Below are 25,441 nucleotides of genomic sequence, written 5' to 3' on the forward strand. Positions count from 1 at the left end.
CAGGGCTCGTGAGCTCCCCGATCGGCGTCGACGGAGTCACGGAACACGAGCCTGTCGTTCAGGCGGGCAGCCGGAGGGTGAAGACCGAGCCCCTGCCGAGGACACTCGTGGCGGAGGCGGTGCCGCCGTGCGCCTCCACGAGCTTGCGGACGATGGAGAGGCCGAGGCCGCTGCCGCCGGTCTGCCGGTTGCGTGACTTCTCCGCTCGCCAGAACCGCTCGAAGACCAGGGGCAGATCCTCGGCGGTGATGCCGGCACCGGTGTCGGCGACGTCGATCACCACCTGGTCGCCCTCCTCGCGCGCACGCAGGCTGACGGTGCCGCCGGCGGGAGTGTGCCGTATCGCGTTGGACACCAGGTTGCCCACCGCCTGGCGTAGCCGTACCGGATCGGCGAGCAGCTCCGGATCGCCTTCGGAGCTCGTCGACAGCGTGATGCCCGCGGTGTCCGCGCTTCCCCGGTGCGCGGTGGCGACCTGGGCGAGCAGGTCGGCCGTGTTGACACGCTCTCGATGAAGCCTCAGCTCACCCGCCTCGGCCACCGCCAGGTCCTGCAGGTCGTCGATGACGTGCTGGAGAAGCAGGGCCTCCTCCAGAAGCGAGGACATCAGCGCCCGGTCCGGAGCGACGACTCCGTCCTCGGCCGCCTCCAGCCAGCCGCGGATGTTGCTGAGCGGGGTGCGCAGTTCGTGCGCGACGTCGCTGACCATCGCCTTGCGCAGCTTCTCCAGTTGCTCGCGCCGCTCCGACATGGCGTTGAAGGCCGTCGCCAGCTTGCCGATCTCGTCCGCTCCCGTGACCTTGACGCGGGCCGGGACCTCTCCCTCCTCCATTCGCCGTGCCGCACCGGTCAGCGCGCGCAGCGGCCTGACCAGCCGGATGCCGGCCAGGACGGTGACGGTCACCGTGATCAGCAACACCAGGGCCGTGACCCCGGCGATGCGGATCTGGTTGGCCGGCGAGAAGTCGAAGATCGTCGATGCGGAGCCACCACGGCTGCTGACGAAGAGAAGCACGGTCGGCGCGACGTAGGGCGCGAGCTGCTCGTGCCTGCTGTTGGTGATGCAGCTTGGCACGCTCCCCTCGCCATCCTGCGCGGGAGGGGCCGAGCGGCCGGATGTCGTCCGGCCGTTGCCCGGGACCGGGGTGCGCATCCAGCTCCAGGTGAAGTCCGGGCCGAGCTTGACGTTGGGTTCTCCCCGGTGGGCGAGGCAGGTGTTGACAAGCTTGTTGAGCTGGGTGAGCGCCTTCAACTCGGTGGGAGCGAAGCCGTCCAGGAGCGGACTGGGGCACCTGCTGGAGAGAGCCGGGTCGAGGTTGGGGGTTTCGACGTGCGGGCGCCCGCTGGGACTTTCGACGACCTTGGTGACGGCGTTGAAGGTGTCGCGCAGGCAGGCGGCGCGCCGCAGGGCGGCGGTGCGCAGCTCGTCACGCTCGCGGCGGGGGAGTTTGAACGGTCCGACGGCGCGCGGATCGATGCGGTCGGACGGCGAGCCGGTGGTCAGGGCGGCGTCGACGGACAGGGGCTCGATGACCGCCGTCGGCTTCGCGGGCAGCGAGGACGGCCCCGAGTCGGAGTCGAGGACCGTCCTGCGGTCCTCGGTGGTCAGCGTGATCCGGTGACCGGTCTGTTGCGCCAGCCGGCGTACCGTCTGGTCCGCGCCGCTCCAGCCGGAGTGGCCGGCCGCGTAACCGAGGAGCGCGTCGTAGACCCGGGCGTCGTCGGCGAGCGCCTGGCCCTGCTCCTGCTGGATCGCCACCGTGGTGCCCCGTACGGTCAGCCAGACGGTCGCCGCGATGGAGCAGACGGACACCAGCACCGACACCGCCAGCAGCCGCATGAGCAGGCTGCGGCGTAGCGGTACGTCACGGCGCATCGTGCAGGCCCTGCCGGTCGTTCACACCGTTTCCGGTGTCCACCGTGCCCCGCCGGCCATCCATGCCGCTCATGCCGTTTCCGGTGTTCTCGGCGTCCTCCGGATCCTGGGTGCCGCCGGTCAGCTTGTAGCCCACCCCGTAGACGGTGACCAGCCGGACCGGCCTGCGCGGCTCCGGTTCGACCTTCTTGCGCAGGTTCATCACGTGCACGTCGACGGTCCGGGAGGTGATGTAGCGGTCGAAACCGTGAAGATGCCCGAGGATCTGCTCCCGGGTGAACACCCGGCCGGGCTGCGTCGCCAGCAACTCCAGTATCTCGAACTCTCCGGGAGTGCACTCGATGCGCCTGCCTTCCACGCTGACCTCGTGGCGGTTCGGATCCACCGCCAGCGCACCCACCCTCAGCACCGGATCGGGCCCGGCGGCGACCGGACGGGTCCGCCGGAGCAGCGTGCGGACGCGCGCCATCAGCTCGCGCGGGCTGTAGGGCTTGGTCATGTAGTCGTCGGCGCCCAGGTCGAGACCGAGCAGCAGGTCGTCCTCGGTGGTGCGGGCGGTCAGCATCAGCATCGGCAGGTCCGACTCGGCCCGCAGGATCCGGCACACGTCCAGCCCGTCGACCTTGGGCATCATCACGTCGAGCACGAGGAGGTCGGGGAGCCGGCGGCGGACGGCGTCCAGCGCCGAGCGCCCGTCGTGCACGGCGACGACCGTATGGCCCTCCCGCTCCAGATAGCGACGGACCAGCTCGGCCTGCTTCAGGTCGTCCTCCGCCACCAGGACATATGCGCACATATCGCCGAGCTTAGGTTGGCCTGGACACCGCTATCCGCCCAGTGGGCCCTCGGTCGAGGCGAAAAAACGGGACGACCATGAGTTCCTGACAGGTTCCTAACATCTCCGGATAATCCTCGTCGGCATGCCGAAACTCCCGAGCTCTGTCCTCGGCCCACGCATCCGCCTGTCACGTGCCCGCGCAGAAGGGATCAGCGTCGGCGAGGACTGCCGGACGGAGGCCCTCGGTGGCGAATAGCGAAGCCGCGGACGCGCGGGAGAGCGTGCGGAGGGGGCGAAGGTGGAAGCCGGTCGTCGCCGGAGCGGTGGCGCTGGTAGCCGTCGCGGCGGCCGGCGTGGTCGCGGTCACGCTGGCCGATCGCGGCGGGAAGCCGGAGACGGCGGGAACCGTCAAGGCCCAGGTGGCGACCGCCTCCGTGGTCAGGACCAACCTGTCGGACACCCAGGCGCTCGTAGGCACTCTGGGCTTCGGCGTGGAGAAACCCCTGCGGGGCGCGGGGGACGGACTGGTCACCCGGTTGCCGAAGGCGGGCGCCTCGGTGCTCAGGGGCAGGCCGCTGTACTGGGTGGACGACCGGCCCGTGACGGTGTTCTTCGGTGACACCCCGCTCTTTCGCAAGCTGGGCGAGGAAGGCGTCCAGGGCCGTGACGTGACGGTGGTGGCGAACAATCTCAAGGCACTCGGCTACGACATCGGCCTTCTGCCGCCCCGGACGTCCGCCGTCACCGCGGCCAGGTCAGACGGGTATCGGACGGCCCTTCCCGGCAGGGACAAACTCCTCCTGCCGGGAGACGTTTTCACCGCCTCCCTCGGCGCCGCGCTCAAGCTGTGGCAGCTGAACTCCGGGCTGGAGCCGACCGGCACGCTGGACGTCGGCCAGATCGTCGTCCTTCCCGGGCCGGTCCGCGTCGGTTCGGTGAAGGCTCAGCTCGGGGACGTGGCCGCGGAGGAGTTGATGACGGTGACTCCGACGAAGAAGGTGGTGACCGTACCGGTGGACGCCACCGACGTGGGCACGATGCGTCCGGGCACGCGGATGACCATCGTCCTTCCCAGCGCCAAGAAGATCACCGGCAAGGTCACCGCGATCGGCAAGGACACGCGGACCAACGAGACGCCGGGCGGATCCGGTGCGCCGCAGCTGAACGTCACGGTCACACCGGACAGGAGCACGGACGTGAGGGCGCTGGACTCCGCGGCGGTGCAGGTGAATTTCACCTCCAACGTACGGCGGGGCGTGCTCGCCGTTCCGGTCGGCGCGCTGCTGGCCCTGCGTGAGGGGGGCTACGCCCTCCAGCTTCCCGACGGGAAGCTGGTCGCCGCGGAGACCGGGATGTTCGCCAAGGGGATGGTGGAGGTCAGCGGAGCCGGCATCACGCCGGGTCTGAAAGTGGTGACGAGCTCATGAGTCCGGCGCGTACGGGGTCCGCGCCGGACTCACCGGTCTCGCCCGTTGATCCGACGCGTACGGGGTCTGTGCCGGGCTCGCTCGTCTGGCCCGTTGATCCGGCGCGTACGGGGTCCGTATCGGCCACACCCGTCCTGCGCGTCCATCGGGCGAGCAAGGTGTATCCGGGCGGGGTCACCGCGCTGGACGACGTCTCGCTGGTGATCGAGGAAGGCGAACTGCTCGCCATCCTCGGACCGTCCGGGTCGGGCAAGTCCACGCTGCTGAACATCATGGGCACGCTCGACCTGCCCACCAGCGGCACCGTGGAGATCGGCGGGCAGAACGTCTCCACCCTGTCCGACCGCATGCTGTCCGCGCTGCGCGGCCGCCTGCTGGGTTTCGTCTTCCAGCAGTTCCACCTCACCGACGGGCTCAGCGCCGCCGAGAACGTGGCGACAGGACTGCTCTACGCCGGGGTGCCGCACCGCAGGCGTCGCCCGCTGGCGCTGGAGGCACTGGCGCGCGTGGGCCTGTCCCACCGGGTCGGGCACCTGCCGCACCAGCTCTCCGGCGGTGAGCGGCAGCGGGTCGCCATCGCCCGGGCCCTGGTCAACGAGCCCGCGCTGATCCTCGCCGACGAGCCGACCGGCGCCCTCGACACCGCCAACGGCCAGGCCGTGCTCGAACTGCTGAACACGCTGAACGGCGAGGGGTCCACCATCGCGGTCATCACCCATGACCGGGACATCGCGGCGAGGCTGCCTCGACGGGTGGAGATCCGCGACGGCCGCATCCTGACCGACACGCACTCCGGAGCCGGCCGAGTCATGACCGACACGCACCGCGGGGGCGGGACACGCATGACCGACACGCACCGCGGGGGCAGGACATGACGGACGTTCTCCCAGATCTTCCGGCCCAGGGGAGCGGCGCGGACGGCACCTCCGCGACCGTGGCACGGAGCCGGCCGATGCGGCTGGCGCCGACCGACGTGCTGCGACTCGGCCTGCTGGGCATCCGCACCCGGAAGACGCGGGCCGCGCTGTCCGCCCTGGGCATCTCGATCGGCATCGCCACCCTGATCATCGTGACGGGCATCCCGGCCTCCAGCCAGAAGGCCCTGCTCAACGAGCTCTCCGCGCTCGGCACCAACATGTTGCGCGCCGAACCCATGCCCGACCAGGACCCGCCGGTCCTGCTGCCGGAAGAGGCAGACGGCATGGCCGCCCGCATCGCGCCCGTCACGGTGGCGAGCGCGGTCGCCAACACCCACGCCGCCCTGGCCCGCTCGGACCGGGTGGACGCCGGCGACTCCGCCGGCATCAGCGTGCTCGCGAGCCGGACCGACCTGCTCGACGCGATCAACGGGACCGTCCAGGCCGGAAGGTTCCTCAGCGCCGCAACCGACGAGTTTCCCACCGTGGTTCTCGGCTACGTCGCGGCCGGCCGCCTGGGAATCAACGAGCTGACGCCCGGCAGGGAACCCCCGCAGGTGTTCATCGGCAGGCACTGGTTCACCGTCATCGGCATCCTCGACCCGATGCCGCTGGCTCCCGAGATAGAACGCTCCGTCCTGGTCGGCTGGGAGGCGGCCCGCCACCTCCTGCGCTTCGACGGCCACCCCACGGTCATCTACGTGCAGGCCCGGGAGGACGCCCTGGAGGACGTGCGGGCGGTGCTGCCCGCCACCCTCCACCCCGAGCTTCCCGGCCTGGTCCAGGTCAGCCGGCCTTCCGATGCCCTCGCCGCCAAACGCGTGACCGAGAACACCTTCTCCGCGCTGTTCCTCGGGCTGGCCGGAGTCGCCCTGCTGGTCGGCGGCATCGGGGTGGCCAACACCATGGTCGTCTCGGTGCTGGAACGCCGGCGCGAGATCGGCCTGCGGCGGGCGCTCGGCGCGTCCCGCGGCCAGATCCGCGCCCAGTTCCTCACCGAGTCGGTGGCGCTGTCCGGGCTCGGCGGCGTGATCGGCACCGTACTGGGCGTGTCGGCGACCCTCGGCTACGCCGCCTACCAGGGGTGGCCCCCGGTCATCCCCGCGGCAGCGGTGGCCGGAGGGATCGGCGGCGCCGCGGTGGTCGGCGTGCTGGCCGGGGTGTACCCGTCGATCCGTGCGTCACGGCTGACCCCCACCGAGGCTCTGGCGGCCCCCTGACCCGCAGAGCCGGTCTGCCGGTACTCGAACGCCGGTATCGGCAGCGGGCGGGTCATCAAGGGGCGTGGGCCGTACGACGTGCCGGGATCCGGTGAACCTCGGTGGTCACCGCGGCCGGTCCAGGTTCGCTGATGCCTCACCGTGAGCGATTCGTGCTCTGCCGAGAGCACAAGACCGAGAGCACAAGAAAATCTCACCGGTCCCTGACAGGTTCCTCACATCGGTCCTGCACTGTCTGGCGCATGACTTTTCCCACTGGTCGCATCATCGTCGCCCGGACTCCCGTGAAACGGGCCGCCGGGCTTGCCGCCGTGGCACTCGCCGGCTCCTGCCTGCTCACCGCGTGCGGCGGCGCCGACTCGGGCGGCAGCGCGGCAGCCAAGGACGACGGCGTCGCCTCGATAGTCGGCGAATCCCCCGGTGAAGCCGCCGGCAGCGGTTCCGGCACGGCGAACGCCGGCTCGCCGAAGAAACCCGCCGCGGACGCGAAACGCCCCCAGCTGCGTCTGGACAGCTCTCCGGAGGAGATAACGAAGTACCGGCAGGCGTACGCCACCTGCCTGAAGAACCACGGAATGCCGGCCAAGACGAACAGCGCCCCCAGCGCCGCGGCTCTCAAGGCGGCGGAAGCCTCGACGAAGGCGTGCGAGGACAAGGTGCCGCTCCAGCCGCCGGAGATGGATCCCAAGAAGAACCCGCACTACGCCGACGACGTCAGAGCTCAGGTGAAGTGCATGAAGGGTTACGGATTCAAGGTGCGCGTCGTTCCGGCCACCGGCTCGGACCCCAACGCGGTCTCCTGGACGTACGACAGCATCCCGGGGGATGGGGTGGACATCGAGAAGATCCAGGACGAATGCCGGGTGAAGGCCTTCGGGGGCGGGTAGGCGCCCGCACCCGGTCCCGCCGCCGGATGAAGGCCGCCGGATGGTGAAGGGCGGTCCCGGCTCCGGCGAGGACATCGTCGGGGAGGCGGTTCCGGCGAGGGCGTCGGGAAGGCGAGGGGACCGCTCTCACCTTCGGCGAGGGCGTCGTCGGGGAAGAGCGAAGGACCGCTCTAGCCTCTGGCGAGGGTGTCGTCGAGGAAGTCCAGGGACCTCTGCACCAGGGTCAGCATGTCGGTCACTCCCCTGAACACGTGCCCGGCGCCTTCCACGGGCACCAGGTCCGCGCGGACGCCCACGGCGCGGAGGGCGGCGGCGAGGTTCTCGCTCTCCGCGTAGGGGATGGTGGAGTCGGCGGTGCCGTGCATGAGCAGGAACGGCGGCGCCTGGTCGTGCACCTGCCTGACCGGACTGGCCCAGAATGCCGACTCCGGCTTCTGGGACGCCGTCCCGCCCAGCAGCCACACGCCCGGATCGTCGGGGTCCGATCGCGTCTCGTCCGTGCAGTCGGAGGGTCCGTACCAGTCCACGACCGCCTGGACGCGGGCCACGTCCAGCCTGTCGCCCAGCCCCGCGAGAGCCGCCAGCATGCCACCGGCCGACTCGCCCCAGGCCGCGAACCGGTCAGGATCCAGGTGCAGCTCTCCGGCGAAGGTGCGCAGCCACGCGATCGCGGCCCGCACGTCGTGCAGCTGCGCGGGGAAGACGGCCTCCCGGGACAGCCGGTAGTCGATCTCGGCCACGGCGTATCCCCGCGCCAGCAGGTGCTCGTGGAAGCCGACCGGCTCAAGGGTGTCGGGCAGGCTTGTGCGGCTGCCCTCGCGGAAGGCTCCGCCGTGTATCCAGGCGACCAGCGGCCACGGACGATCGGCCGTGGCCGCCGGGGGCACGTACAGGTCCATGTGCAGGGGGCGGTAGCCGGACACCCGTGCCACCGCGATGTTGGCGTAGTGCCGGACGCCGTCGGCCGAGATGGCAGGCAGGGGCGGCCGATCGTAGCGAGTGGAGTCGTCTCCGTAGACGCCGATGCGGGTCCGCGGAACGGGAACGACGATCTGATCCGTGTTCACGAGTGCTTTTCGCTCCTTGACCGAATAAGAAGTGATCTTCCAGGGCCGGGTTCGGCCGTCAGCCGTTCGGCGGCGCCGCCGCGAAGCTCCGGACCGAGCGCTCGGGCCGTTCCCCCCGCCTTGACCGACCACCTGCCGGACCGGCCGCCTCGACCGATCACGTGCCGGACCGGGACGCCGTCGAACAGCGCGAGCGGCGCATGCCCGAGAAAGCCCGCGTCGAGTGCGGTCGGATCCCGGCGATCAGAGACGTCACGTGATTATGCCAGCGGAAATGACGTTGGATCGGCGTATTTGTTATCTGCGCATATCCGCTTGCGCACGGCGAACGGCGTCACGTCCCCGACCTCGAGATCACCGGGCTCGTCGAGAACGCGGTTGTCCTCTCGGCCCGGGCGGTGATCCGGCCGTCGTCGAAGGGCGGCCGGGCGGCGGCCGGTCTTCTCCCGTCGCCACTCGTCCGGGGAAGGTTCAGGTGCGGTGCCGGGCGCGGAAGGCGGCGGCCTTGGCCCGGTTGCCGCACTCGCGCATGTCGCACCAGCGGCGTGAACGGTGCCGGGAGCCGTCCAGGTACAGGCGGGTGCACTGCTCCTCGTCGCACTCCCGGATCTCCCGGGCGAGCGGGCCGCCGAGAAGCACGACGGATTCTCTCGCCACGGTGGCCATCGCAGTCGCCAGGTCGCCCACGCGCCTGACGGAGGCCCCGTCACCGAGACGGACGCCCACCGGCATTCCGGCCGCCACCTGGTTGAGCAGCTCGCGATCCGCCCGGCCGTACCCGGTCCCGTCGCAGCTCGCACGGGCCAGCCGGTAGATCGCCTCTCTGAGGTCTCGCGCCGCGATGAGCGCGGTCGGATCCACGGGGGGCGGCGCGTCGAGCAGACCGGCCGAGACCGTCCATCGGGCCAGATCGTCCGGCGACTCCAGCAGTTCCCACCGCTCGTGTCGCCGGTGCCCGACGGTCCCCGCGAGGTCGAGGCCCGGGTTGCCGCTGATGAAGGTGAAGTCCACGGTTCCCATCGTAACCGCCTTGACAGGTTATAGGCCGCATTGCCAAGGTGGGTAACCGCATTGAGGGGTTATTTACCTGGGGAGAGTCCGTGCCCGTTCACGCAGACCAGGCGCCGGGGATGTCGCGCCGGAGGCCACGCTTCGGGCCGAAGTATCGCTGGGTCATCCTCGGCGTCGGCGTGGCCGCGCAGGCGAGCTTCTCCGCGATGTTCTCCGGCATCCCGGTCACGGCGATCACGATGCGGGCCGACTACGGCCTGTCGACCGGCGAGCTGGGCCTGGTCCTGGGCTGCACCGCGCTGGGCGTCGCGGCGTCCGACATCGTGTGGGGACTGCTGACCGACCGGTTCGGTGACAGGCGGATCCTGCTGACCGGCCTGATCTCCACCGGCGCGCTGCTCGTGCTCATGGGTCTCGCCGTCGTCCCCACCGGTGACGGGCCGCCCCCGACGCCCCTGCTCGCGGTGGGGCTGCTGCTCGCCGGTGTCCTCGGAGGCAGCGTCAACGGGTCGTCCGGGCGCGCGGTCATGACCTGGTTCCGGGAGGGGCAGCGGGGCCTCGCGATGAGCATCCGCCAGACCGCGATCCCGGCGGGCGGCGCCGTGGGGGTCGCCCTGATGCCGTGGCTCGCCGCGAGCCACGGTTTCCGCGCGGTCTACACCGTGCTGGCCGCGTTCTGCCTGGTCACGGCGGTGGCGACCTGGCGGTGGCTCCACGAGCCCAACGACGCGACCCCAGCCGGAGGGGGAACGGCCGGCGGAGAAGCGGTGAGTGTGGGCGCGGCGGGCGAGCCGGTGCGGGAGCGTTCGCCGCTCCGTCGCTGGGAGGTCTGGCGCCTCGCGCTGGCGAGCGCCCTGCTGTCCGTCCCCCAGATGGCCATCCTCACCTTCGCCGTGATCTTCCTGCACGACGCGCAGCACGCCGGAGCCTTCGCCGGCTCCCTGGTCGTCCTGGTGGCGCAGCTCGGCGGCGCGGCGGCGCGTGTCTGGAGCGGCCGGTACACCGACAGACACGGCAACCGCCGAGGCTATTTCCGGGCGACCGGCGCGCTCTCGGGCGTCGCCATCGCCTGCGCGGCCGTTCTCACCCTCGCGGGCGCACCCGTCCTCCTCGTCGCCTCCGCCCTCGCCGTCGGGGGAGTGCTCGCCAACGCCTGGCACGGCGTCGCCTACACCGAGATCGCCACCATGGCGGGTGCCGGCCGGGCGGGTGCCGCACTCGGCCTGGAGGGCACGACGCTCTTCACCGTGGGCTTCGTCGTCCCCCTGGTCATTCCCGTCCTGCTCGACCGGTCCTCGTGGACCGTGGTGTGGGCCGTCGCCGCGGCGGCCCCCCTGCTCGGCGTCCCCCTGGCCCCGGGCCGCGCACCCCGGAGCCGGTGACCGACAGCCTTCTCGGTCCGCGGATTCCCCGCTTGTCCTGTGGCCGCGAACCGCTCGTCAGGCCGGGGGCCGACGCCTTCTCGGCAGGGCTGATCGGACTTCCGGTGCAGGGTCAGGGACGGCTCGGACGGTGGATCGTAACGCGGCAGGCGTCACTCCAGCAGGCGGTCCCGAGGGAGGGCGCATTTTTTACTGGAGACTACTTGCGTTCTCTGCGCCTGATTATCTATAACTGAAGCGACAGGTTTTCTAGAGGGCAGGCTTGAGGATACCTGCCCGGTTCAATGGAGGTGGTACCGATGCTGCTGACGTCGATCGATCCGTTCGTCCAGGAGTTCGACCGTCAGTTCGACCGGCTCGCTCGGCAGGCCCTCGGACGGGGAGGGGGAGACGACGGCGCGCGGGGGGCTATGGCGCTGGACGGTGTCCGCCGCAAGGACGACGTTCTCCTCAAGTTCGACCTTCCCGGGATCGACCCGGACTCCATCGAGGTGACCGTCGACCGCGGCGTGCTCTCGGTGAGCGGCAGCCGCGAGGAGGAGTACGGCGACGATGACCGCCTGTTCGTGCGCGAGCGCCCGATGGGCACCTTCACCCGCCGCGTCTACCTCTCCGAGCATCTCGACAGCGACAGGGTCGACGCCGCCTACTCCAACGGCGTCCTGGCCGTGCGCATCCCGGTGATCGAGAGGGCCAAGCCTCGCAAGGTCGAGATCCAGAAGACCGAGAACACGTTCGCCCAGAAGTCGATCAAGGGCTGAGCGGCCGGGATTCGAACGTCGAACCGCGACAGGGTGGGTGCCGGAGTCCGGCACCCACCCTGTCGCGGTTCAGACGTCAAGAAAGGAGCGGTGATGGTCCGGCTGCCGTTCGACGACGAGCACGCTCCGCTGTACTCGGTTGGCCAGGTGGCCGAGATGCTCCACGTCCAGCAGGCTTTCCTTCGCCGTCTCGACGAACACGACGTGGTGCGGCCGGCACGCTCGACCGGCGGTCAGCGCCGCTACACCCGCCATGAGATCGACGACCTCCAGGACGCCATCGAGCTCGTCGGCGAGGGTATTAGCCTCGTCGCCGTCCGCCGGATCTTCGAGCTGCGGCACCAGGTCGCCGAGCTGAAGGCGGAGCTGGCCGGGGAACGTGCCGTCCGCGAGAAGCGGCGATCCTCTGATGAACGCAGAACGCGGGCTTCCGGGGATGTCCCTCCGCACGCGAGATCCCGGGGTCGTTGACCTGTTCGCCGCGCTCTCCATCCAGCGGACACGCCGGGCCGCGCGCTCCTGGCACCTGTGCGGGCCTCCGTCCGCCGAAGAGGTCGTTCTTCCGTCAGCCCTTGATGGCGCCGATGATCACTCCCTTGGTGAGGTGCCGCTGGATGAACGGGTAGACGAACAGCACCGGGAGCAGCGCGACGACGACGATGGCCATCTGGATCGCGAGGCTGGGGGGCAGGGACTGGCCGGCGATCGTGGTGTCTCCCGACTGGCCGACGATCAGGGACTGCCCCTGCAGCACGTACTGCCGGAGCACGACCTGCAGGGGCCACTTGGCGTTGTCGTTCAGATAGAGGACGGCGTTGAAGAACGAGTTCCAGTAGCCGACCGCGTAGAACAGGCCGATGACCGCGGTGACGCCCTTGGACATCGGCAGCACGAGTTTCGTCAGGATGCGGAACTCGCTCGCGCCGTCGATGCGCGCGCTGTCGGTCACCTCGGCGGGGATGTTCATGAAGAACGCCCGCATCACCACGAGGTTGAACGCGGCGACCGCGCCGGGCAGGATCAGCGCCCAGTACGTGTCGATGAGCCCCAGCGAGCTGATCAGCAGATAGCTCGGGATCATCCCTGGGCCGAACAGGAACGTCAGCAGGACGAGGAAGAGCAGCGGCCGGTGCATCAGGGAGCCCGGCCGGGACAGGCCGTAGGCGGCCAGCACCGTGACGGTCAGGCTGATCGCCGTGCCGACGAGGGTCACGCCGAGGCTGACCATGACCGACCTGCTCACCACGCCGCCGGAGAAGAGCTCCTCGTAGGCGGCGAGGGAGAGATGGCCGGGCACCGTGACCAGGCCCCCGGCCTCGGTGACCGCCTCCTGCGTGGAGAAGCTGGTCAGCACGACGAGATAGATCGGGAACAGGACGCACACCGTGATGAGCGTGAGGATGAGGCCCTTGAGGAGTCCGCCGGCGCGGCTCGGCCGTTCGGCCCAGGGCGGGAGAGTCGTCATGATCGTTTATAGATCCCGTCCTCGCCGAATCGATGGGCGACCTTGTTGGCCACCAGAATCAGGATCAGCCCCACCAGGCCCTTGACCAGGCCCGCCGCCGCGCCGTAGCTCCACTCGCCGGTCAGCAGCGTGCGCCAGTACACGAAGGTGTCCAGCACCTCGGCGGCGTCCCTGCCGACCGCGTCGCGCTGCAGGAAGAACTGCTCGAAGCCGACGTTCAGCGCCTCTCCGAGACGGAGGATGAGCAGCAGGACGATGATCGGGCGCAGCCCCGGCAGGGTGATGTGCCACAGTCGCCGCCAGCGGCTCGCGCCGTCGACGGCGGCGGCCTCGTAGAGGTTCTGGTTGATGGCCGCCAGCGCGGCCAGGAAGATGATCGTTCCCCAGCCGGCGTCCTTCCAGACCGTCTCCGCCGTCACGAGCGCGATGAACGTGTCCGGGTTCGTCATGAGGTCGAAGCCGCTGTATCCCTGGTTCCGCAGCGTCTGCGAGAGAACGCCGGCGCCGCCGAACATCTGCTGGAACAGCGTCACGACCAGCACCCACGAGAAGAAGTGCGGCATGTAGACGATGCCCTGGACGAACAGGCGCAGGCGGGGCCGCACCACGCTGTCGAGGAGCACGGCCAGCATGATCGGAACGGGGAAGTAGAAGATCAGCTGGAAGGTCGTGATCGACAGCGTGTTGAGGGTCGCGTCCCAGAAGCTCTCGTCGAGCAGCAGCCACTGGAAGTTGGACAGGCCGACCCACGGGCTGTCCTTCATGCCGACGTAGGGCGAGTAGTCCTGGAAGGCGATGACATTGCCGAGCAGGGGAACGTAGTGGAAGACGACCAGCAGGGCGATCGCGGGAAACGTCATCAGCAGCAGTTGCCAGTCACGTTTCAACCGGGAACGCAGTGGTGGGCGCGTCCGGCTTGTCCTGGCGGCCTTCTTACCGACATCCTTGGAGGTGCCGGCGCCGGCGGGTGAGGTCAGGTCACCCGCCGGCCCGGTCCTTAAGCGGTCGCTAAGCACGGCCGTTGTCCCGCAGGACCTTCATGTAGAAGTCGCGGGCCTCGTCGCCGCCGTCCCGCCGCCACTCCGTGACGATCTGCTTGGTGTCGCTCACCGGCCGGCGGCCGCGCATGATGTCGGTGAACTTGTCCTCGGTGGGAATCTGCAGGCCGGACATCTTGGACGGCCGCTGGACCCGGATCCCGTCGAACGGGATCTTCTCGATGTATTTGAAGCTGGCGTTCTGCCACTCCACGTTGAGCTTGACCGCCTCGGGGAAGGGCCAGTCCACGTACAGCGGGCGCCCGCCGAGGAAGCCGTAGGTGTAGGCGACCTCCTTGCGGCCGAGGTCGTTGACCTCCGGGATGCCGTTCGCTCCCCGGGCGAAGTGCTTGCCCTCCACGCCGAAGTTGGCGAGCTCGTACTCCTTGGTGCCGTACGGCGCCGCCGTCCAGTTGAGGATGGAGAGGATCTCCTCCACCTTCTCCTTCGGGAGCCCCTTCTTGACGAAGGTGAAGATGCCCGCCGCGGTGTTGTGATACATGATCGGCGTGCCGCCGTCGTGGGCGAACAGCGGGAAGATGCCCAGCGCGAAGTCGGGGTTCTTGCCGGTGTGCTGCTGGAGCAGCTCCTTCCAGCCGCCGAGCCCGTCGCGGTAGACGAGGATCTGCCCGGACCCGATCAGGTCTTTCTCGTTGGCGCCCTTGCTGCCGACGACGTTCGGGTGGACCAGCTCCTCCTTGTAGATCTTCTGCATGAACTCCAGCATCAGCTCGAACTCGGGCGTCTCGTACTTGTAGACGAGCTTGCCGCCCTCGTAGCGCCACTCCTGAGGGATGCCGAAGGTCGGCCACATCATCTCGTGGATGCTGCCGAACGCCCAGCGCTTCGCCTTGGGGTCGGTGATCTCCTTGCCGAGCCGGTAGAGCTCGTCGGCGGTCTTGGGAGTCGCGTTCCAGCCGTTCTTCTCGAACAGGTCCTTGCGGTAGAGCAGCCCGTAGGGGTACGGCTCCGTGGGGAACGGCACCGCCATCAGCTTGTTGTTCCAGACCGACCACTGCCACGCGGCGGTCGGCAGGTTGGCCAGCAGGGGGTACGGCTTGACCTTGTCACCCTGCAGGTAGGGGGTGAGGTCCTCGAAGGCCTGATCGACGGCGGTGTTGAAGTCCGCCATCTTCTCGATCTCCCAGCTCGGGATGACCATGATCTCCGGGACGTCCCCCGCGGCGAGCCGGGCGATCGCCTTGTCGCCGTAGACGGTGCCGTCGGTGATCTGGAACTCCACGGTCGCGCCGATGTCGGCGTTGACGGCCTGGAAGTAGGAGTTGTCCGCGAGGCCGGGCGGCGGCGGGCCCCACAGCGGCGTCATGGCCTTGTAGGTGCCGCCCTTGCCCGCCTTCTGGGTGAGGGCGGCGGCGGGGGCGGCGGGGTAGGTGGTGAAACCGCCGCTGACGTCGGGCACTCCGGGAAGGTTGGAGACGGTGCCGGGGAGGTCGGGTTTGACGCCGGCGAAGGCGGTGTAGGCGGGGGTCAGGGACGTCAGCGTGTCCGCCGCCGCCGCGGTGGCGCCTCCACCGCCAGGTCGGGGGCCGCTCGGCGCGGAGCACGCGCCGAGCAGGCCGCCGCCGGCGACCATCGCCGCGCTGAGTCCTACCAGACCGAGGAATCCACGTCTGCTCGTCGTCACGCCTCGGGGGAGATCCTTCACGGGGCGCTCCCTTCGTTGGTTCGACACCTGTCAGGGGGTGTCGGCGGGGGGTGGCTGTTGGTAGAATTAGTTCGTCTTTCGACCAAACAAATTAGTCGAGGGTGACCTCCGCCACAAGGGACCGTCGATCGCGGACCGCCAGGGTGGTGGTCACAGATTGGTGAACGATGGGGCATGATGGGGCCAGCCTGGCCGAGCGGGAGCGGGACTGACCTTGATCACATCTACGACTGACCCGCAGCCGGCCGACTTCGCCGACGTCCGGGCCACCAACCTCGCCGTCGTGCTGAGATTCGTCCGCGAGCACGCGCCGTGCTCGCGAGCCGACATCGCGGCCTCCACCGGTCTCAACAAGGCGACCGTGTCGAGCCTGGTCGCCGACCTGATCGACCGCCGCCTGGTCAGGGAGACCGGGCTGACCGAGAATCGCGTCGGCCGCCCGGCCACGATGCTGGTGCTCGACGGCTCGCCGTACGCCGCGATCGGCATCGAGATCAACGTCGACTACGTCACCGCCGTCGCGGTGGACCTGTCGGGGGAGAGGCTGCTGTCGTGGCGGCGTTCCTTCGCCGGTGCGACCGTCACGGCCGGTCAGGCCATCGCGGGAGTCGCGGCGATCGTCCGCCGGGTGGTGAACCGGATGGCCAAGGAGGAGCGTCAGGTCCTCGGCCTGACCGTGGGCGTGCCGGGACTGGTCGGCACGGACGGCACCGTGCGCATCGCGCCCAACCTCGGCTGGCACGACGTCGATCTGAGCGGCGACCTCGCGAAGGCCCTGCGCGACCCGGGGTTCTCCGTTCAGGTCGACAACGACGCCAACCTCGCGGCCCTGGCCGAGCATCGTTTCGGCGCGCAGGCGGGGGCGGCCAACCTGGTCTACCTCACCGGCGAGATCGGGGTCGGCGCCGGGGTGATCCTCGACGGACGGCTCCGCCGCGGCGGTCAGGGATACGCCGGGGAGATCGGCCACATCCAGCTCGACCCGCTCGGCGCCGAGTGCCGCTGCGGGCGCCTGGGCTGCCTGGAGGCCGTCGCCGGGATCGGGGCGGTGCTGGAGCACGCCGCGCTCTCCCCGGCGGAGGTCGAGGTCGAGCTCGACGAGGTGGTACGGCTGGCCCGCGCGGGCGACTCCCGCACGCTCAACGTGCTGGGCACCGTGGGCCGCAACCTCGGCAAGGGGGTGGCCGTGATGGCCAACCTGCTCAACCCCGACGTGGTCATCCTGGGCGGCTACTACGTGCCGCTGGCGCCGTGGCTGCTGCCCGAGGTGGAGGCCGAGATGCGGGGGCGCACGATCGCGCCGGACGTCGGGGGCTGCCGGGTCGTGGCCTCCACCCTGGGATATGGCGCGGCGGCGCTGGGCGGTGCGGCCAGGGTCCTCGACTCGGTGGATTCGGGTCGGTTGCCCCGCATCTCTTGACCTGAGCCTCACAGGAGTGCACCCTTCAGGGAAGCTTCGTTCGAAACACGCGTGTAACGAACGGAGCTTTCCTGGACCGATTATCGAAGCGCTTCGACAGAGGCGCGTTTTCACGGGCGCTAGTCGAAGCGCTTCGACGCTCTCAAAGGGATGGTCCCCCCAGATGAACGAACCGTTCCGCGACCCGGAGCTCCCCCTCGCCCGGCGGATCGCAGACCTTCAGGCCAGGCTGACGCTGGAGGAGAAGGTCGGGCTGCTGCACCAGTACCACGCACCGGTCGAGCGGCTCGGCCTGGGCCGCTTCCGCACCGGCACCGAGGCGCTGCACGGACTGGCCTGGATGGGACCCGCGACGGTGTTCCCGCAGGCGGTCGGGCTGGCGAGCACCTGGGACCCGGAGCTGGTCAGGCGGGTCGGCGAGGCGACGAGCGACGAGGTCGTGGCCTTCCACCACAAGGACCCGGACGCGGCCGGGCTCAACGTCTGGGCGCCGGTGGTCAACCCGCTCCGAGACCCCCGCTGGGGCCGCAACGAGGAGGGCTACTCCGAGGACCCGTGGCTGACCGGTGTCATGGCCACGGCGTATGCCTCCGGCCTTCGTGGGAGCGATCCCACGGTGCTGAAGACCGCCCCCACGCTCAAGCACTTCCTCGGCTACAACAACGAGACCGACCGCTGCGTCACCTCCAGCAACCTGCCGCCGCGCGTGCTGCACGAGTACGAGCTGCCCGCCTACCGGCCCGCTCTGGCCCAGGGGGCGGCGGTCGCCGTGATGCCCTCCTACAACCTGGTCAACGGCCGCCCGGCCCACCTCAGCCCGCTGATCAACGAGGTGCTGCGGGACTGGGCGCCCGACGACGTCCTGGTGGTCAGCGACGCCTACGCGCCCGGCAACTTCACCGGCCTGCAGGCCTACTACGACGACGTCCCCGAGGCCTACGCCCACGCGATCAAGGCGGGGCTCGACAGTTTCACCCAGGACGACGACCGGACCGAGGCCACCCTCGGGCACATCCGCCGGGCGCTGGAGCGGGACCTGCTCACCGAGTCGGACCTCGACGTGGCGGTACGGCACGCGCTGTCCATCCGCTTCCGGCTGGGCGAGTTCGACCCCGCCACGCCGTACGACGACATCACCGAGGCGGTCGTCAACTGCCCCGAGCACCAGGCGCTGGCCCGCGAGGCGGCCCGGCGCTCGATCGTGCTGCTGCGCAACGACGGCATCCTCCCGCTGACCTCGGTCAGGACGATCGCGGTCATCGGCCAGCTCGGCGACACGCTGATGGAGGACTGGTACTCGGGCACGCTCCCGTACGCCGTCACCGCCCGCGCCGGGCTCTCCGAGCGGTGCGAGACCCTGTTCTGCGAGGCCGTGGACCGGATCACGCTGTCGGCCGAGGGCGGCTCCGTCATCGTCGACCTCGACGGCGGGCCGCTCGGGATCGGCACGGAGCCGGACACGTTCGACCTCTTCGACTGGGGCGGCGGATCATACGCGCTGCGGGCCACGGCGACCGGACGCTACCTGTCGGTGGACGACGGCGGCGTGCTGGTCAACGACCAGCCGGGCCCCAGCGGCTGGGAGGTGCGCCAGACCTTCCGGATGGAGGACCGGCCGCGTGGCGCGCTGGCGCTCCGGCACATTTCCACCGGCCGCTACGTCGCGCTGGAGGGCGAGGTGTTCCGCCTGGTCGACGACGCCGACGCGGCCGTCTGGCTGACCATGGAGCGGATCGTCAACGGCGCCGAGGCCGCCGCCGCCCTCGCCGCGACGGTGGACGTCGCCGTGGTGGTCGTCGGCGACCACCCGCTGGTCAACGGCAGGGAGACCGAGGACCGCCTCGACCTGGCACTGCCCGCCGCGCAGCAGGCCGTGGTCAGGGCCGTACGCGCGGCCAACCCCAGGACCGTCATGGTGATCAGCAGCGGTTACCCGGTCACCTGGGCCGACGAGGACCTGCCCGCGGTGCTGTGGTCCTCGCACGGGGGCCAGGAGTACGGTCACGCGCTGGCCGAGGTGCTGTTCGGCGACGCCGACCCCGAGGGGCGGCTCACCCAGACCTGGTACCGCTCGGCGCGCGAGCTGCCCGACCTGCTCGACTACGACATCATCGCCGCCGACGCGACCTACCAGTACTTCAGGGGCACCCCGCTCTACCCCTTCGGCCACGGACTCAGCTACACCACCTTCGACTACGGCGACCTGACCGTGTCGGTGCTGGACGGAGAGGTCACCGCCTCGGCCACCGTCACCAACACCGGCTCCCGCGCCGGGGTGGAGGTCGTCCAGATCTACACCCACCAGCAGCGCTCCCGGGTCAAGCAGGCCCTGCGACGCCTGCGCGGCTTCGTCAAGGTGCGGCTCGCCCCCGGGGAGAGCACCAGGGTCGGCTGGACCTTCGACGTCTGCGACCTGGCCTTCTGGGACGTCACCAGGAACCGGTTCGTCGTCGAGGACGCACCCCACAAGATCATGATTGGCAGCTCGGCCCGCGACTTCCGCCTGAGCGCCCGCTTCCACGTCGAGGGCGAGGACATCCCGCCCCGCGCCGTCCTCGACGGCCCCATCCCCGCGGTGGACCACGACGAGTACGACTCGGTGGCGTTCGTGGACGCGGCCAGGGTCTCCGGCGACGCCGTACGGTCCACGGCCGAGGGGGCGTGGATCCTGTTCCGCTCGGTGGACCTCGGGGCCGGAGCCGCCTCCTGCGCGGTCCGGGCGACCAGCACCGAAGGCGGTGTGATCACCCTGCGGCTGGACGACCCCCTCTACGGGCCGGTCATCGGCGACATCCCCGTCCCCCGCGCGGGCCGCTACGACCTCGCCGAGTTACGCACCGGCCTTGCGGACGCCCGTGGAGTGCACGATCTTTATGTGGTGCTCGAGAATACGGGAATCACCGTGGCCACCCTCACCTTCGGGAAGGCCGTATGAGCGGTCGGGGGGTGACGATCAGCGAGGTCGCCCGGCACGCCGGGGTCGCGGTGAGCACGGTGTCGTACGTGCTCAGCGGAAAGCGGGCGATCTCGACCGACACCCGCCGGCGGGTGCTGGACAGCGTGAGGGCGCTCGGCTACCACCCCAACGCCGGGGCCAGGGCGCTGGCCAGCAAGCGGGCCAACGTCATCGCGCTGGTCCTGCCGCTGCGGGCGGGGATGCACGTTCCGGTGCTGATGCAGTTCGCCACGTCGGTGGTCACCGCCGCGCGGCAGTACGACCACGATGTGCTGCTGCTGACCGCCGACGAGGGGTCCGACGGGCTCCGCAGGGCGGCGGCGAGCTCGCTGGTGGACGGCCTGGTGCTGATGGACGTGGAGCTCCACGACAGCAGGGTGCCGCTGCTCAAGGAGCTCGCCGAGCCCAGCGTGCTGATCGGCTTCCCCGCGGACTCGGCCGGACTGACCTGCGTCGACCTGGACTTCGCGCGGGCGGGCGCGCTCTGCGTGGAGCACCTGGCCGAACGCGGGCACCGGGAGATCGCGCTGCTCGGCGCCCCTTCGGTGGTCTACGAGCGCGGCACCGGCTTCGCCCGCCGGACGAGGGAGGGGTTCGCCGAGGCGGTGGCTCGGCACGGCCTGACCGGAGTCGCGCTGCCGTGCGAGGAGAACTTCGACCAGGTGTCCGCGGAGATCGGGGAGCTGCTCGACACGAGACCCGGCCTGTCGGGGCTGGTCGTGCACAACGAGGCCGCGGTCAACCACGTGCTCGGGGCACTGCGCCAGTACGGCAGGCGGGTGCCCGGCGACATCGCGGTGGTGGCGATCTGCCCCGACGACATCGCGGAACGGTCCAGCCCGGCCCTGACCTCGGTGCTGATCCCCGCCGAGGAGGTCGGCCGCCAGGCGGTGCGGCTGCTCATGGAGAAACTCGAAGGCCACACCGTGCCGGAGGACACCCTGCTCCAGCCCAGGCTGACCGTGCGGAACAGCACCTGACCGAGGGCGAGGATCACGGGCCCCGTTCTTTCGGAACGGGATAACCGGGATGGCCCGAGGGTTAGGTCTCCGAGCGGCCCGAGGGGAAGGTCTCCGAGGACCCGGTCGCTTCAGCGTCGAGGGGGCACCTGGGGTTCGGTCCTCCGGGGCCGAGAGGACGTCACATGACGACGGGCGCGTTCCCGAAGGGGAACGCGCCCGTCTATGGCTTTCAGGAGTGACCGTCAGCTGTCATTCAGCGTCGGCTACCAGTCTCCGCCGCCGAAGTCGCCTCCGCCGAAGTCGCCGCCTCCGCCGAAGTCACCCCAGCCGCCACCGCCACCGAAGTCGCCGCCACCGCCGAAGTCACCTCCGCTCTCCGCGCCGCCTCCGTAGCCGCCGCCGTATCCGAAGCCGCCACCCATCATGCTGCCGATCATCGTGCCGACGAGCATGCCGGTCATGACGTCGCCGAAGCCGCCGTAGTAGCCCTGGGCGTAGGGCTGGTAACCCGGGCCCGCGTCGTAGTAGGGGCGGCGCTGGCCGTTGACCATGACCTCGCGGGTCTGCGGCTCGTAGCCGCGGTCGATGGCCTCGGCGTCGGCCGCGCAGGCGGGCACGTCGCGCAGCGCGCCGCCGGGCGGTGCCCAGCGCACGTCACGGACCGAGGGACCGTGCTGCGGGTTGAAGAAGCAGGGGGACCGCCGCTCGGGGACCGGCTGGTGGTTGACGCGGGCCTTCACGCAGGCGAGGGCGTAGCGGCCCTCCTCCAGCGCGGTGGTCACGCCGCGGAGGTCGTCGGCGCGCTTGACCGCCACGAGCTCCACCTTGGCCCGCTCGTAGGAGTCGAGCGCACGCTGCCAGTCCTGCTGGTGGTCGGCGCCGTCGCCGAGCAGCTTGACGTCGGTGTCAAGATCGGTGATCTCCTCACCGAACTTGGTGACGTCCTCGTCCACGGTCTGCTTGACCGCGGCCAGCTCGGCGGCCTCGCGGACCTCGCGGTCCTTCTTCTTCTTGCGGGAGTAGAAGAAGATGCCGGCGCCGCCGGCCAGGGCGAGCACGAGGATGCCGATCAGCACGCCCCCGCCGGAACCGCTGGAGGACGAGCTGGAGCCGGGGCTGGTGCTGTCCGCGTCATCCGCCAGCTTGACGAAGTTGATCACGTTGTCCGTCGGGCTGGTGGCCGTCTTGGCGCGGCCGAGGAGCTCGTCGACGTCGACGCCCTTGATGTTGGAGACACCGAACGGGGTCGTGCCGCTCATCAGCAGGATGGTGGACTTGCCGCCGACGTCCTTGCGGACCGCGGTCAGCAGCGTCCTCGCCTGCGACTGGCTGGTGATCGAGCCTTGAGGAAGCAGCCCGACGTAGACCGAGTCGGTCTGCTCGACGGCGCTGCGCATGGCGTCGACGGCGTTGGCCGGCAGGCCCGCCGCGGGGTCGGCGAAGAAGCGATCTCCGTCTTTCAGACCCGAGGAGATCGCACCGGGATCGGGCGCCGCGGCGCTGGCCGCGGGCGCGATCATGAAGATGGCGAGGAGCCCGATGAACAAGGCGATGATCGCAGCACCGAATCGACCCGGCGCGGTTTTTGTGATGGTCACGGCAGAAAGCCTCCTTCGTCCTGAATAGACGAATGAGTGGACGTCAGAGTTCCCTACGACTTGACCGTATCCCCTCCCGAGCCGCCTGTGGTGTCGAGATCGTCGTCAGTCTTATGTACTGCTGGTATATCCATTCTAGACGTAGCGTCAACATCGATTCTTCACGTTGGTCGGAACATCTGCTGATCTTCCGGTCAACGTGGAGGAATCTTGTCGAGAAGGACCATGGAACGGCTTGCCGCCGTCTCGCCCCTGGTCGCTTCGGCGCTGGTCGCGGCATACATGTCGCCCATGTCGGCGTCACGGCGCCCACCCCGCCCAAGCCGCCCGCCCATCCCGCCCAAGCCACCCGCCAAGCCCAAGTCCGCCCGCGGCGCGCCTCGGCCGCCGCGACCGCGTCCCAAGGAGACAGCGACCGAGGCATCGGTCGATCCAGGCGTGACAAGAGGCCGGGGCACTGCCCGGAGGCCACCTCGCCGAAGCCGCCTGTCCCCAGATCTCCTCACCGGACTCCGCGTCCGGCACGTCTCACGGTCGCATCGGAGCACTCAGGCCGCGGTCAGGCGCCCTTGATGTCGCAGATGGTCGCGCCGGCGGTGACGATCTGGCCCGTGGCGGCCGCCAGGCCGGTGACGGTGCCGGCCTTGTGGGCGGTGAGGGGCTGTTCCATCTTCATCGCCTCCAGCACCACGATGACGTCGCCGGCGGCGACGGTGTCGCCCTCGGAGGCCACGACCTTGACGATGGTGCCCTGCATCGGGCTGATCAGGCTGTCGCCGTCGACGGCCTTCTTCCCGGCCGCGCCGCCGCCGCGCCTGGGGGGCCGGGCGCCGGTCTTGGCCGGGCCGGCGGTGGCGAATCCGGCCGGCAGCACGACCTCCAGCCGCTTGCCGCCCACCTCGACCGTCACCCGCTCGCGATCGCCGTGCTCCTCCGCGGAGCCGATCTCCCCGTCATAGGGCGGGATGGTGTTGTCGAACTCGGTCTCGATCCACCGGGTGTGCACGGAGAACGGCTCGCTCGCGAACGCGGGATCGACCACCACCGCCCGGTGGAAGGGCAGCACGGTGGGCATGCCGTCGATCTCGTACTCGGCCAGCGCGCGGGCGGCGCGCTGCAGGGCCTCGCGCCGGGTGGCGCCGGTGACGATCAGCTTGGCGACCAGCGAGTCGAAGGAGCCCGGCACGGTCATACCGGCCTCGTAGCCGGCGTCCAGGCGCACCCCCGGCCCGGACGGGGTGCGCATGGCGGTGATGGTGCCCGGGGCCGGCAGGAAGCCGCGCCCGGCGTCCTCGGCGTTGATCCGGAACTCGATCGAGTGGCCGCGCGGCACGGGGTCGCCGTACCCGAGCTCCTCGCCGTCGGCGATCCGGAACATCTCCCGCACCAGGTCGACGCCCGCCACCTCCTCGGTCACCGGGTGCTCGACCTGCAGGCGGGTGTTGACCTCCAGGAAGGAGATCGTGCCGTCCTGGCCCACGAGGAACTCGCACGTGCCCGCGCCGACGTAACCGGCCTCGCGCAGGATCGCCTTAGAGCTCGTGGAGAGCAGGTCGAGCTGCTCGGCGGAGAGGAACGGCGCCGGGGCCTCCTCGACCAGCTTCTGGTGGCGACGCTGGAGCGAGCAGTCACGGGTGCTGACGACGACCACGTTGCCGTGGCCGTCGGCCAGGCACTGGGTCTCCACGTGCCGGGGACGGTCCAGGTAGCGCTCGACGAAGCACTCGCCCCTGCCGAACGCGGTGACGGCCTCGCGGACCGCGCTGTCGTAGAGGTCGGGGATCTCCTCCAGCGTGCGGGCCACCTTCAGACCGCGCCCGCCGCCGCCGTACGCCGCCTTGATCGCGATCGGCAGCCCGTTCTCCTTGGCGAAGGCGACGATCTCCTCGGCCCCGGAGACCGGATCCTTGGTGCCCGCCACCAGCGGGGCGCCGACCTTCTGCGCGATGTGCCTGGCCTGCACCTTGTCGCCGAGCGCGGTGATCGCGGCGGGCGGCGGACCGATCCAGGTCAGGCCCGCGTCGATCACGGCCTGGGCGAAGCCGGCGTTCTCGGCCAGGAAGCCGTAGCCGGGGTGGACGGCGTCGGCCCCGGTGTCGGCGGCGATCCGCAGCAGCTTGCCGATGTCGAGATAGGTCTCGGCCGGAGTCTGGCCGCCGAGCGCGTGGGCCTCGTCGGCGACCCTGACGTGGAGCGCGTCCAGGTCCTGGTCGGCGTAGACCGCGACGCTGGCCAGCCCGGCGTCCTTGCACGCACGCGCGATCCGTACGGCGATCTCGCCACGATTGGCGATCATGACCTTCTGCACCGACGTCGTTCCCTTCAAGTACGTGCGAACAGGGGCCGGCGGGCCTCCAACGGAGTGTAAGCGTCCCGGCGGCGGCCGGACCCCGCTGGGTCCCGCCCGCTGAGACTCGCATCACCGTTCATGAGCGCGAGCATGTGCACGAGCCGCCGGGGGCGCGTGATGTCTCGGGGAGGTCGCGGTAATTACTTCTCGCATCGCGAAAATTCAAGATAAAGAGGCGTGTTAACTCGTCCGCGTCCACGGGAAAGTCCATAGCCGCTCGGTATAACGTCGAAATCATTGTGATCCACTCCTCTATCGTGATTTCGTTTGGTGACCCCTCGACACCGATCCCGAAGGAGACGGGCATGAGCCAGAACTTGCTCGGCGGCAATCCCGCGGAAATGCAGCAGATGGCCACCCAGTTCACCCAGCAGGCGGACCAGGTGAGGGCCACAATGGCCGCTCTCGACCGGGAGGCCGCAAAGGTCGGCACCGCCTGGACCGGCCCCGGGGCCCAGCGTTTCAGCGAGGCCTGGCAGAACTACCGCGCGGCTTTCCAGCGTATGTCCGAGGAGCTCGCCGAGGCTTCCCGGGTCATCAACACCTACCGAGGAAACATCGAGTCCGCCACGCGTTAGGCGCACGACCCGGTTCGTCCGAATAAAACGCCCCGGTCCCCGCGGACCGGGGCGTTTCGCCGTCCGGTGGAGGCCGGGGCGGG

General features: G+C 70.0%; 20 protein-coding genes. 11 read left to right on the top strand and 9 right to left on the bottom strand.

Annotated features, from left to right (window positions below; all coding sequences use genetic code 11):
• Positions 1-58: 58 nt before the first annotated feature.
• The gene (locus DKM19_RS04735) at positions 59-1,876 is read right to left on the bottom strand and encodes a cell wall metabolism sensor histidine kinase WalK (RefSeq protein WP_110694647.1); all 1,818 of its coding nucleotides are present in this window, start codon (positions 1,874-1,876) and stop codon (positions 59-61) included.
• A complete protein-coding gene (locus DKM19_RS04740; RefSeq protein WP_110694648.1) occupies positions 1,866-2,672 on the bottom strand; it encodes a response regulator transcription factor in 807 nt (268 codons plus the stop codon). The genes DKM19_RS04735 and DKM19_RS04740 overlap by 11 nt, the downstream gene beginning before the upstream one ends.
• Positions 2,673-2,899: 227 nt before the next feature.
• On the opposite strand from DKM19_RS04740, the gene DKM19_RS04745 reads away from it, so the two are divergent.
• From DKM19_RS04745 to DKM19_RS04760, 4 genes are all read left to right on the top strand, one after another.
• Positions 2,900-4,081 carry an HlyD family secretion protein gene (locus DKM19_RS04745; protein WP_204358655.1) on the top strand — a complete coding sequence of 394 codons (1,182 nt, stop codon included), beginning with the start codon at positions 2,900-2,902 and terminating at the stop codon, positions 4,079-4,081.
• A gap of 134 nt (positions 4,082-4,215) precedes the next feature.
• Complete coding sequence (locus tag DKM19_RS04750) at positions 4,216-4,956, top strand: ABC transporter ATP-binding protein (protein WP_239514579.1); 741 nt, start codon at positions 4,216-4,218, stop codon at positions 4,954-4,956.
• Positions 4,953-6,218, top strand: a complete 1,266-nt coding sequence (locus DKM19_RS04755) for an ABC transporter permease (RefSeq protein WP_110694651.1) — start codon at positions 4,953-4,955, stop codon at positions 6,216-6,218. Before DKM19_RS04750 ends, DKM19_RS04755 begins: the two co-directional genes overlap by 4 nt.
• A gap of 242 nt (positions 6,219-6,460) precedes the next feature.
• Complete coding sequence (locus DKM19_RS04760) at positions 6,461-7,105, top strand: hypothetical protein (RefSeq protein ID WP_162641300.1); 645 nt, start codon at positions 6,461-6,463, stop codon at positions 7,103-7,105.
• A 170-nt stretch (positions 7,106-7,275) separates the two neighbouring features.
• Here DKM19_RS04760 and DKM19_RS04765 read toward each other — a convergent pair whose 3' ends face one another.
• Both DKM19_RS04765 and DKM19_RS04770 read right to left on the bottom strand, forming a co-directional pair.
• The gene (locus DKM19_RS04765; RefSeq protein ID WP_110694653.1) at positions 7,276-8,172 is read right to left on the bottom strand and encodes an alpha/beta hydrolase; all 897 of its coding nucleotides are present in this window, start codon (positions 8,170-8,172) and stop codon (positions 7,276-7,278) included.
• Between the two features lie 471 nt (positions 8,173-8,643).
• Positions 8,644-9,192, bottom strand: a complete 549-nt coding sequence (locus DKM19_RS04770) for an ABATE domain-containing protein (RefSeq protein ID WP_239514080.1) — start codon at positions 9,190-9,192, stop codon at positions 8,644-8,646.
• Between the two features lie 80 nt (positions 9,193-9,272).
• Here DKM19_RS04770 and DKM19_RS04775 point away from each other — a divergent pair, with 80 nt between their 5' ends.
• From DKM19_RS04775 to DKM19_RS04785, 3 genes are all read left to right on the top strand, one after another.
• Positions 9,273-10,565 (top strand): MFS transporter, encoded by a 1,293-nt coding sequence (locus tag DKM19_RS04775; protein WP_204358656.1) that lies wholly within the window; start codon positions 9,273-9,275, stop codon positions 10,563-10,565.
• A 299-nt stretch (positions 10,566-10,864) separates the two neighbouring features.
• Positions 10,865-11,326, top strand: a complete 462-nt coding sequence (locus DKM19_RS04780; RefSeq protein WP_110705480.1) for an Hsp20/alpha crystallin family protein — start codon at positions 10,865-10,867, stop codon at positions 11,324-11,326.
• Between the two features lie 156 nt (positions 11,327-11,482).
• Complete coding sequence (locus DKM19_RS04785) at positions 11,483-11,797, top strand: MerR family transcriptional regulator (RefSeq protein ID WP_239514580.1); 315 nt, start codon at positions 11,483-11,485, stop codon at positions 11,795-11,797.
• Positions 11,798-11,891: 94 nt separating this feature from the next.
• Here DKM19_RS04785 and DKM19_RS04790 read toward each other — a convergent pair whose 3' ends face one another.
• From DKM19_RS04790 to DKM19_RS04800, 3 genes are read right to left on the bottom strand one after another with little or no spacing between them, the layout of a single operon-like run.
• On the bottom strand, positions 11,892-12,791 hold the full coding sequence (locus DKM19_RS04790; RefSeq protein ID WP_110694657.1) for a carbohydrate ABC transporter permease: 900 nt from the start codon (positions 12,789-12,791) through the stop codon (positions 11,892-11,894).
• The gene (locus tag DKM19_RS04795; RefSeq protein WP_110694658.1) at positions 12,788-13,807 is read right to left on the bottom strand and encodes a sugar ABC transporter permease; all 1,020 of its coding nucleotides are present in this window, start codon (positions 13,805-13,807) and stop codon (positions 12,788-12,790) included. Before DKM19_RS04795 ends, DKM19_RS04790 begins: the two co-directional genes overlap by 4 nt.
• Positions 13,800-15,473 (bottom strand): extracellular solute-binding protein, encoded by a 1,674-nt coding sequence (locus tag DKM19_RS04800; RefSeq protein WP_305000296.1) that lies wholly within the window; start codon positions 15,471-15,473, stop codon positions 13,800-13,802. The genes DKM19_RS04795 and DKM19_RS04800 overlap by 8 nt, the downstream gene beginning before the upstream one ends.
• A 235-nt stretch (positions 15,474-15,708) precedes the next feature.
• Here DKM19_RS04800 and DKM19_RS04805 point away from each other — a divergent pair, with 235 nt between their 5' ends.
• The 3 genes from DKM19_RS04805 to DKM19_RS04815 all read left to right on the top strand — a co-directional run bounded on the left by DKM19_RS04805 (position 15,709) and on the right by DKM19_RS04815 (position 20,850).
• The gene (locus DKM19_RS04805) at positions 15,709-16,914 is read left to right on the top strand and encodes an ROK family transcriptional regulator (protein WP_110694660.1); all 1,206 of its coding nucleotides are present in this window, start codon (positions 15,709-15,711) and stop codon (positions 16,912-16,914) included.
• Positions 16,915-17,077: 163 nt separating this feature from the next.
• Positions 17,078-19,849, top strand: a complete 2,772-nt coding sequence (locus DKM19_RS04810; protein WP_110694661.1) for a glycoside hydrolase family 3 protein — start codon at positions 17,078-17,080, stop codon at positions 19,847-19,849.
• Positions 19,846-20,850 (top strand): LacI family DNA-binding transcriptional regulator, encoded by a 1,005-nt coding sequence (locus DKM19_RS04815; RefSeq protein ID WP_110694662.1) that lies wholly within the window; start codon positions 19,846-19,848, stop codon positions 20,848-20,850. The genes DKM19_RS04810 and DKM19_RS04815 overlap by 4 nt, the downstream gene beginning before the upstream one ends.
• Before the next feature lie 245 nt (positions 20,851-21,095).
• Here the strand turns inward: DKM19_RS04815 and DKM19_RS04820 are convergent, their stop codons facing one another.
• Both DKM19_RS04820 and DKM19_RS04830 read right to left on the bottom strand, forming a co-directional pair.
• On the bottom strand, positions 21,096-22,430 hold the full coding sequence (locus tag DKM19_RS04820) for a hypothetical protein (RefSeq protein WP_110694663.1): 1,335 nt from the start codon (positions 22,428-22,430) through the stop codon (positions 21,096-21,098).
• 559 nt (positions 22,431-22,989) lie between these two features.
• Positions 22,990-24,738, bottom strand: a complete 1,749-nt coding sequence (locus DKM19_RS04830) for a biotin carboxylase N-terminal domain-containing protein (protein WP_110694664.1) — start codon at positions 24,736-24,738, stop codon at positions 22,990-22,992.
• A 347-nt stretch (positions 24,739-25,085) separates the two neighbouring features.
• Here DKM19_RS04830 and DKM19_RS04835 point away from each other — a divergent pair, with 347 nt between their 5' ends.
• Positions 25,086-25,358, top strand: a complete 273-nt coding sequence (locus DKM19_RS04835; RefSeq protein WP_089209855.1) for a WXG100 family type VII secretion target — start codon at positions 25,086-25,088, stop codon at positions 25,356-25,358.
• Positions 25,359-25,441 lie beyond the last annotated feature (83 nt).

It is taken from the genome of Streptosporangium sp. 'caverna' (assembly GCF_003203775.1).
Lineage (GTDB): Bacteria > Actinomycetota > Actinomycetes > Streptosporangiales > Streptosporangiaceae > Streptosporangium > Streptosporangium subroseum.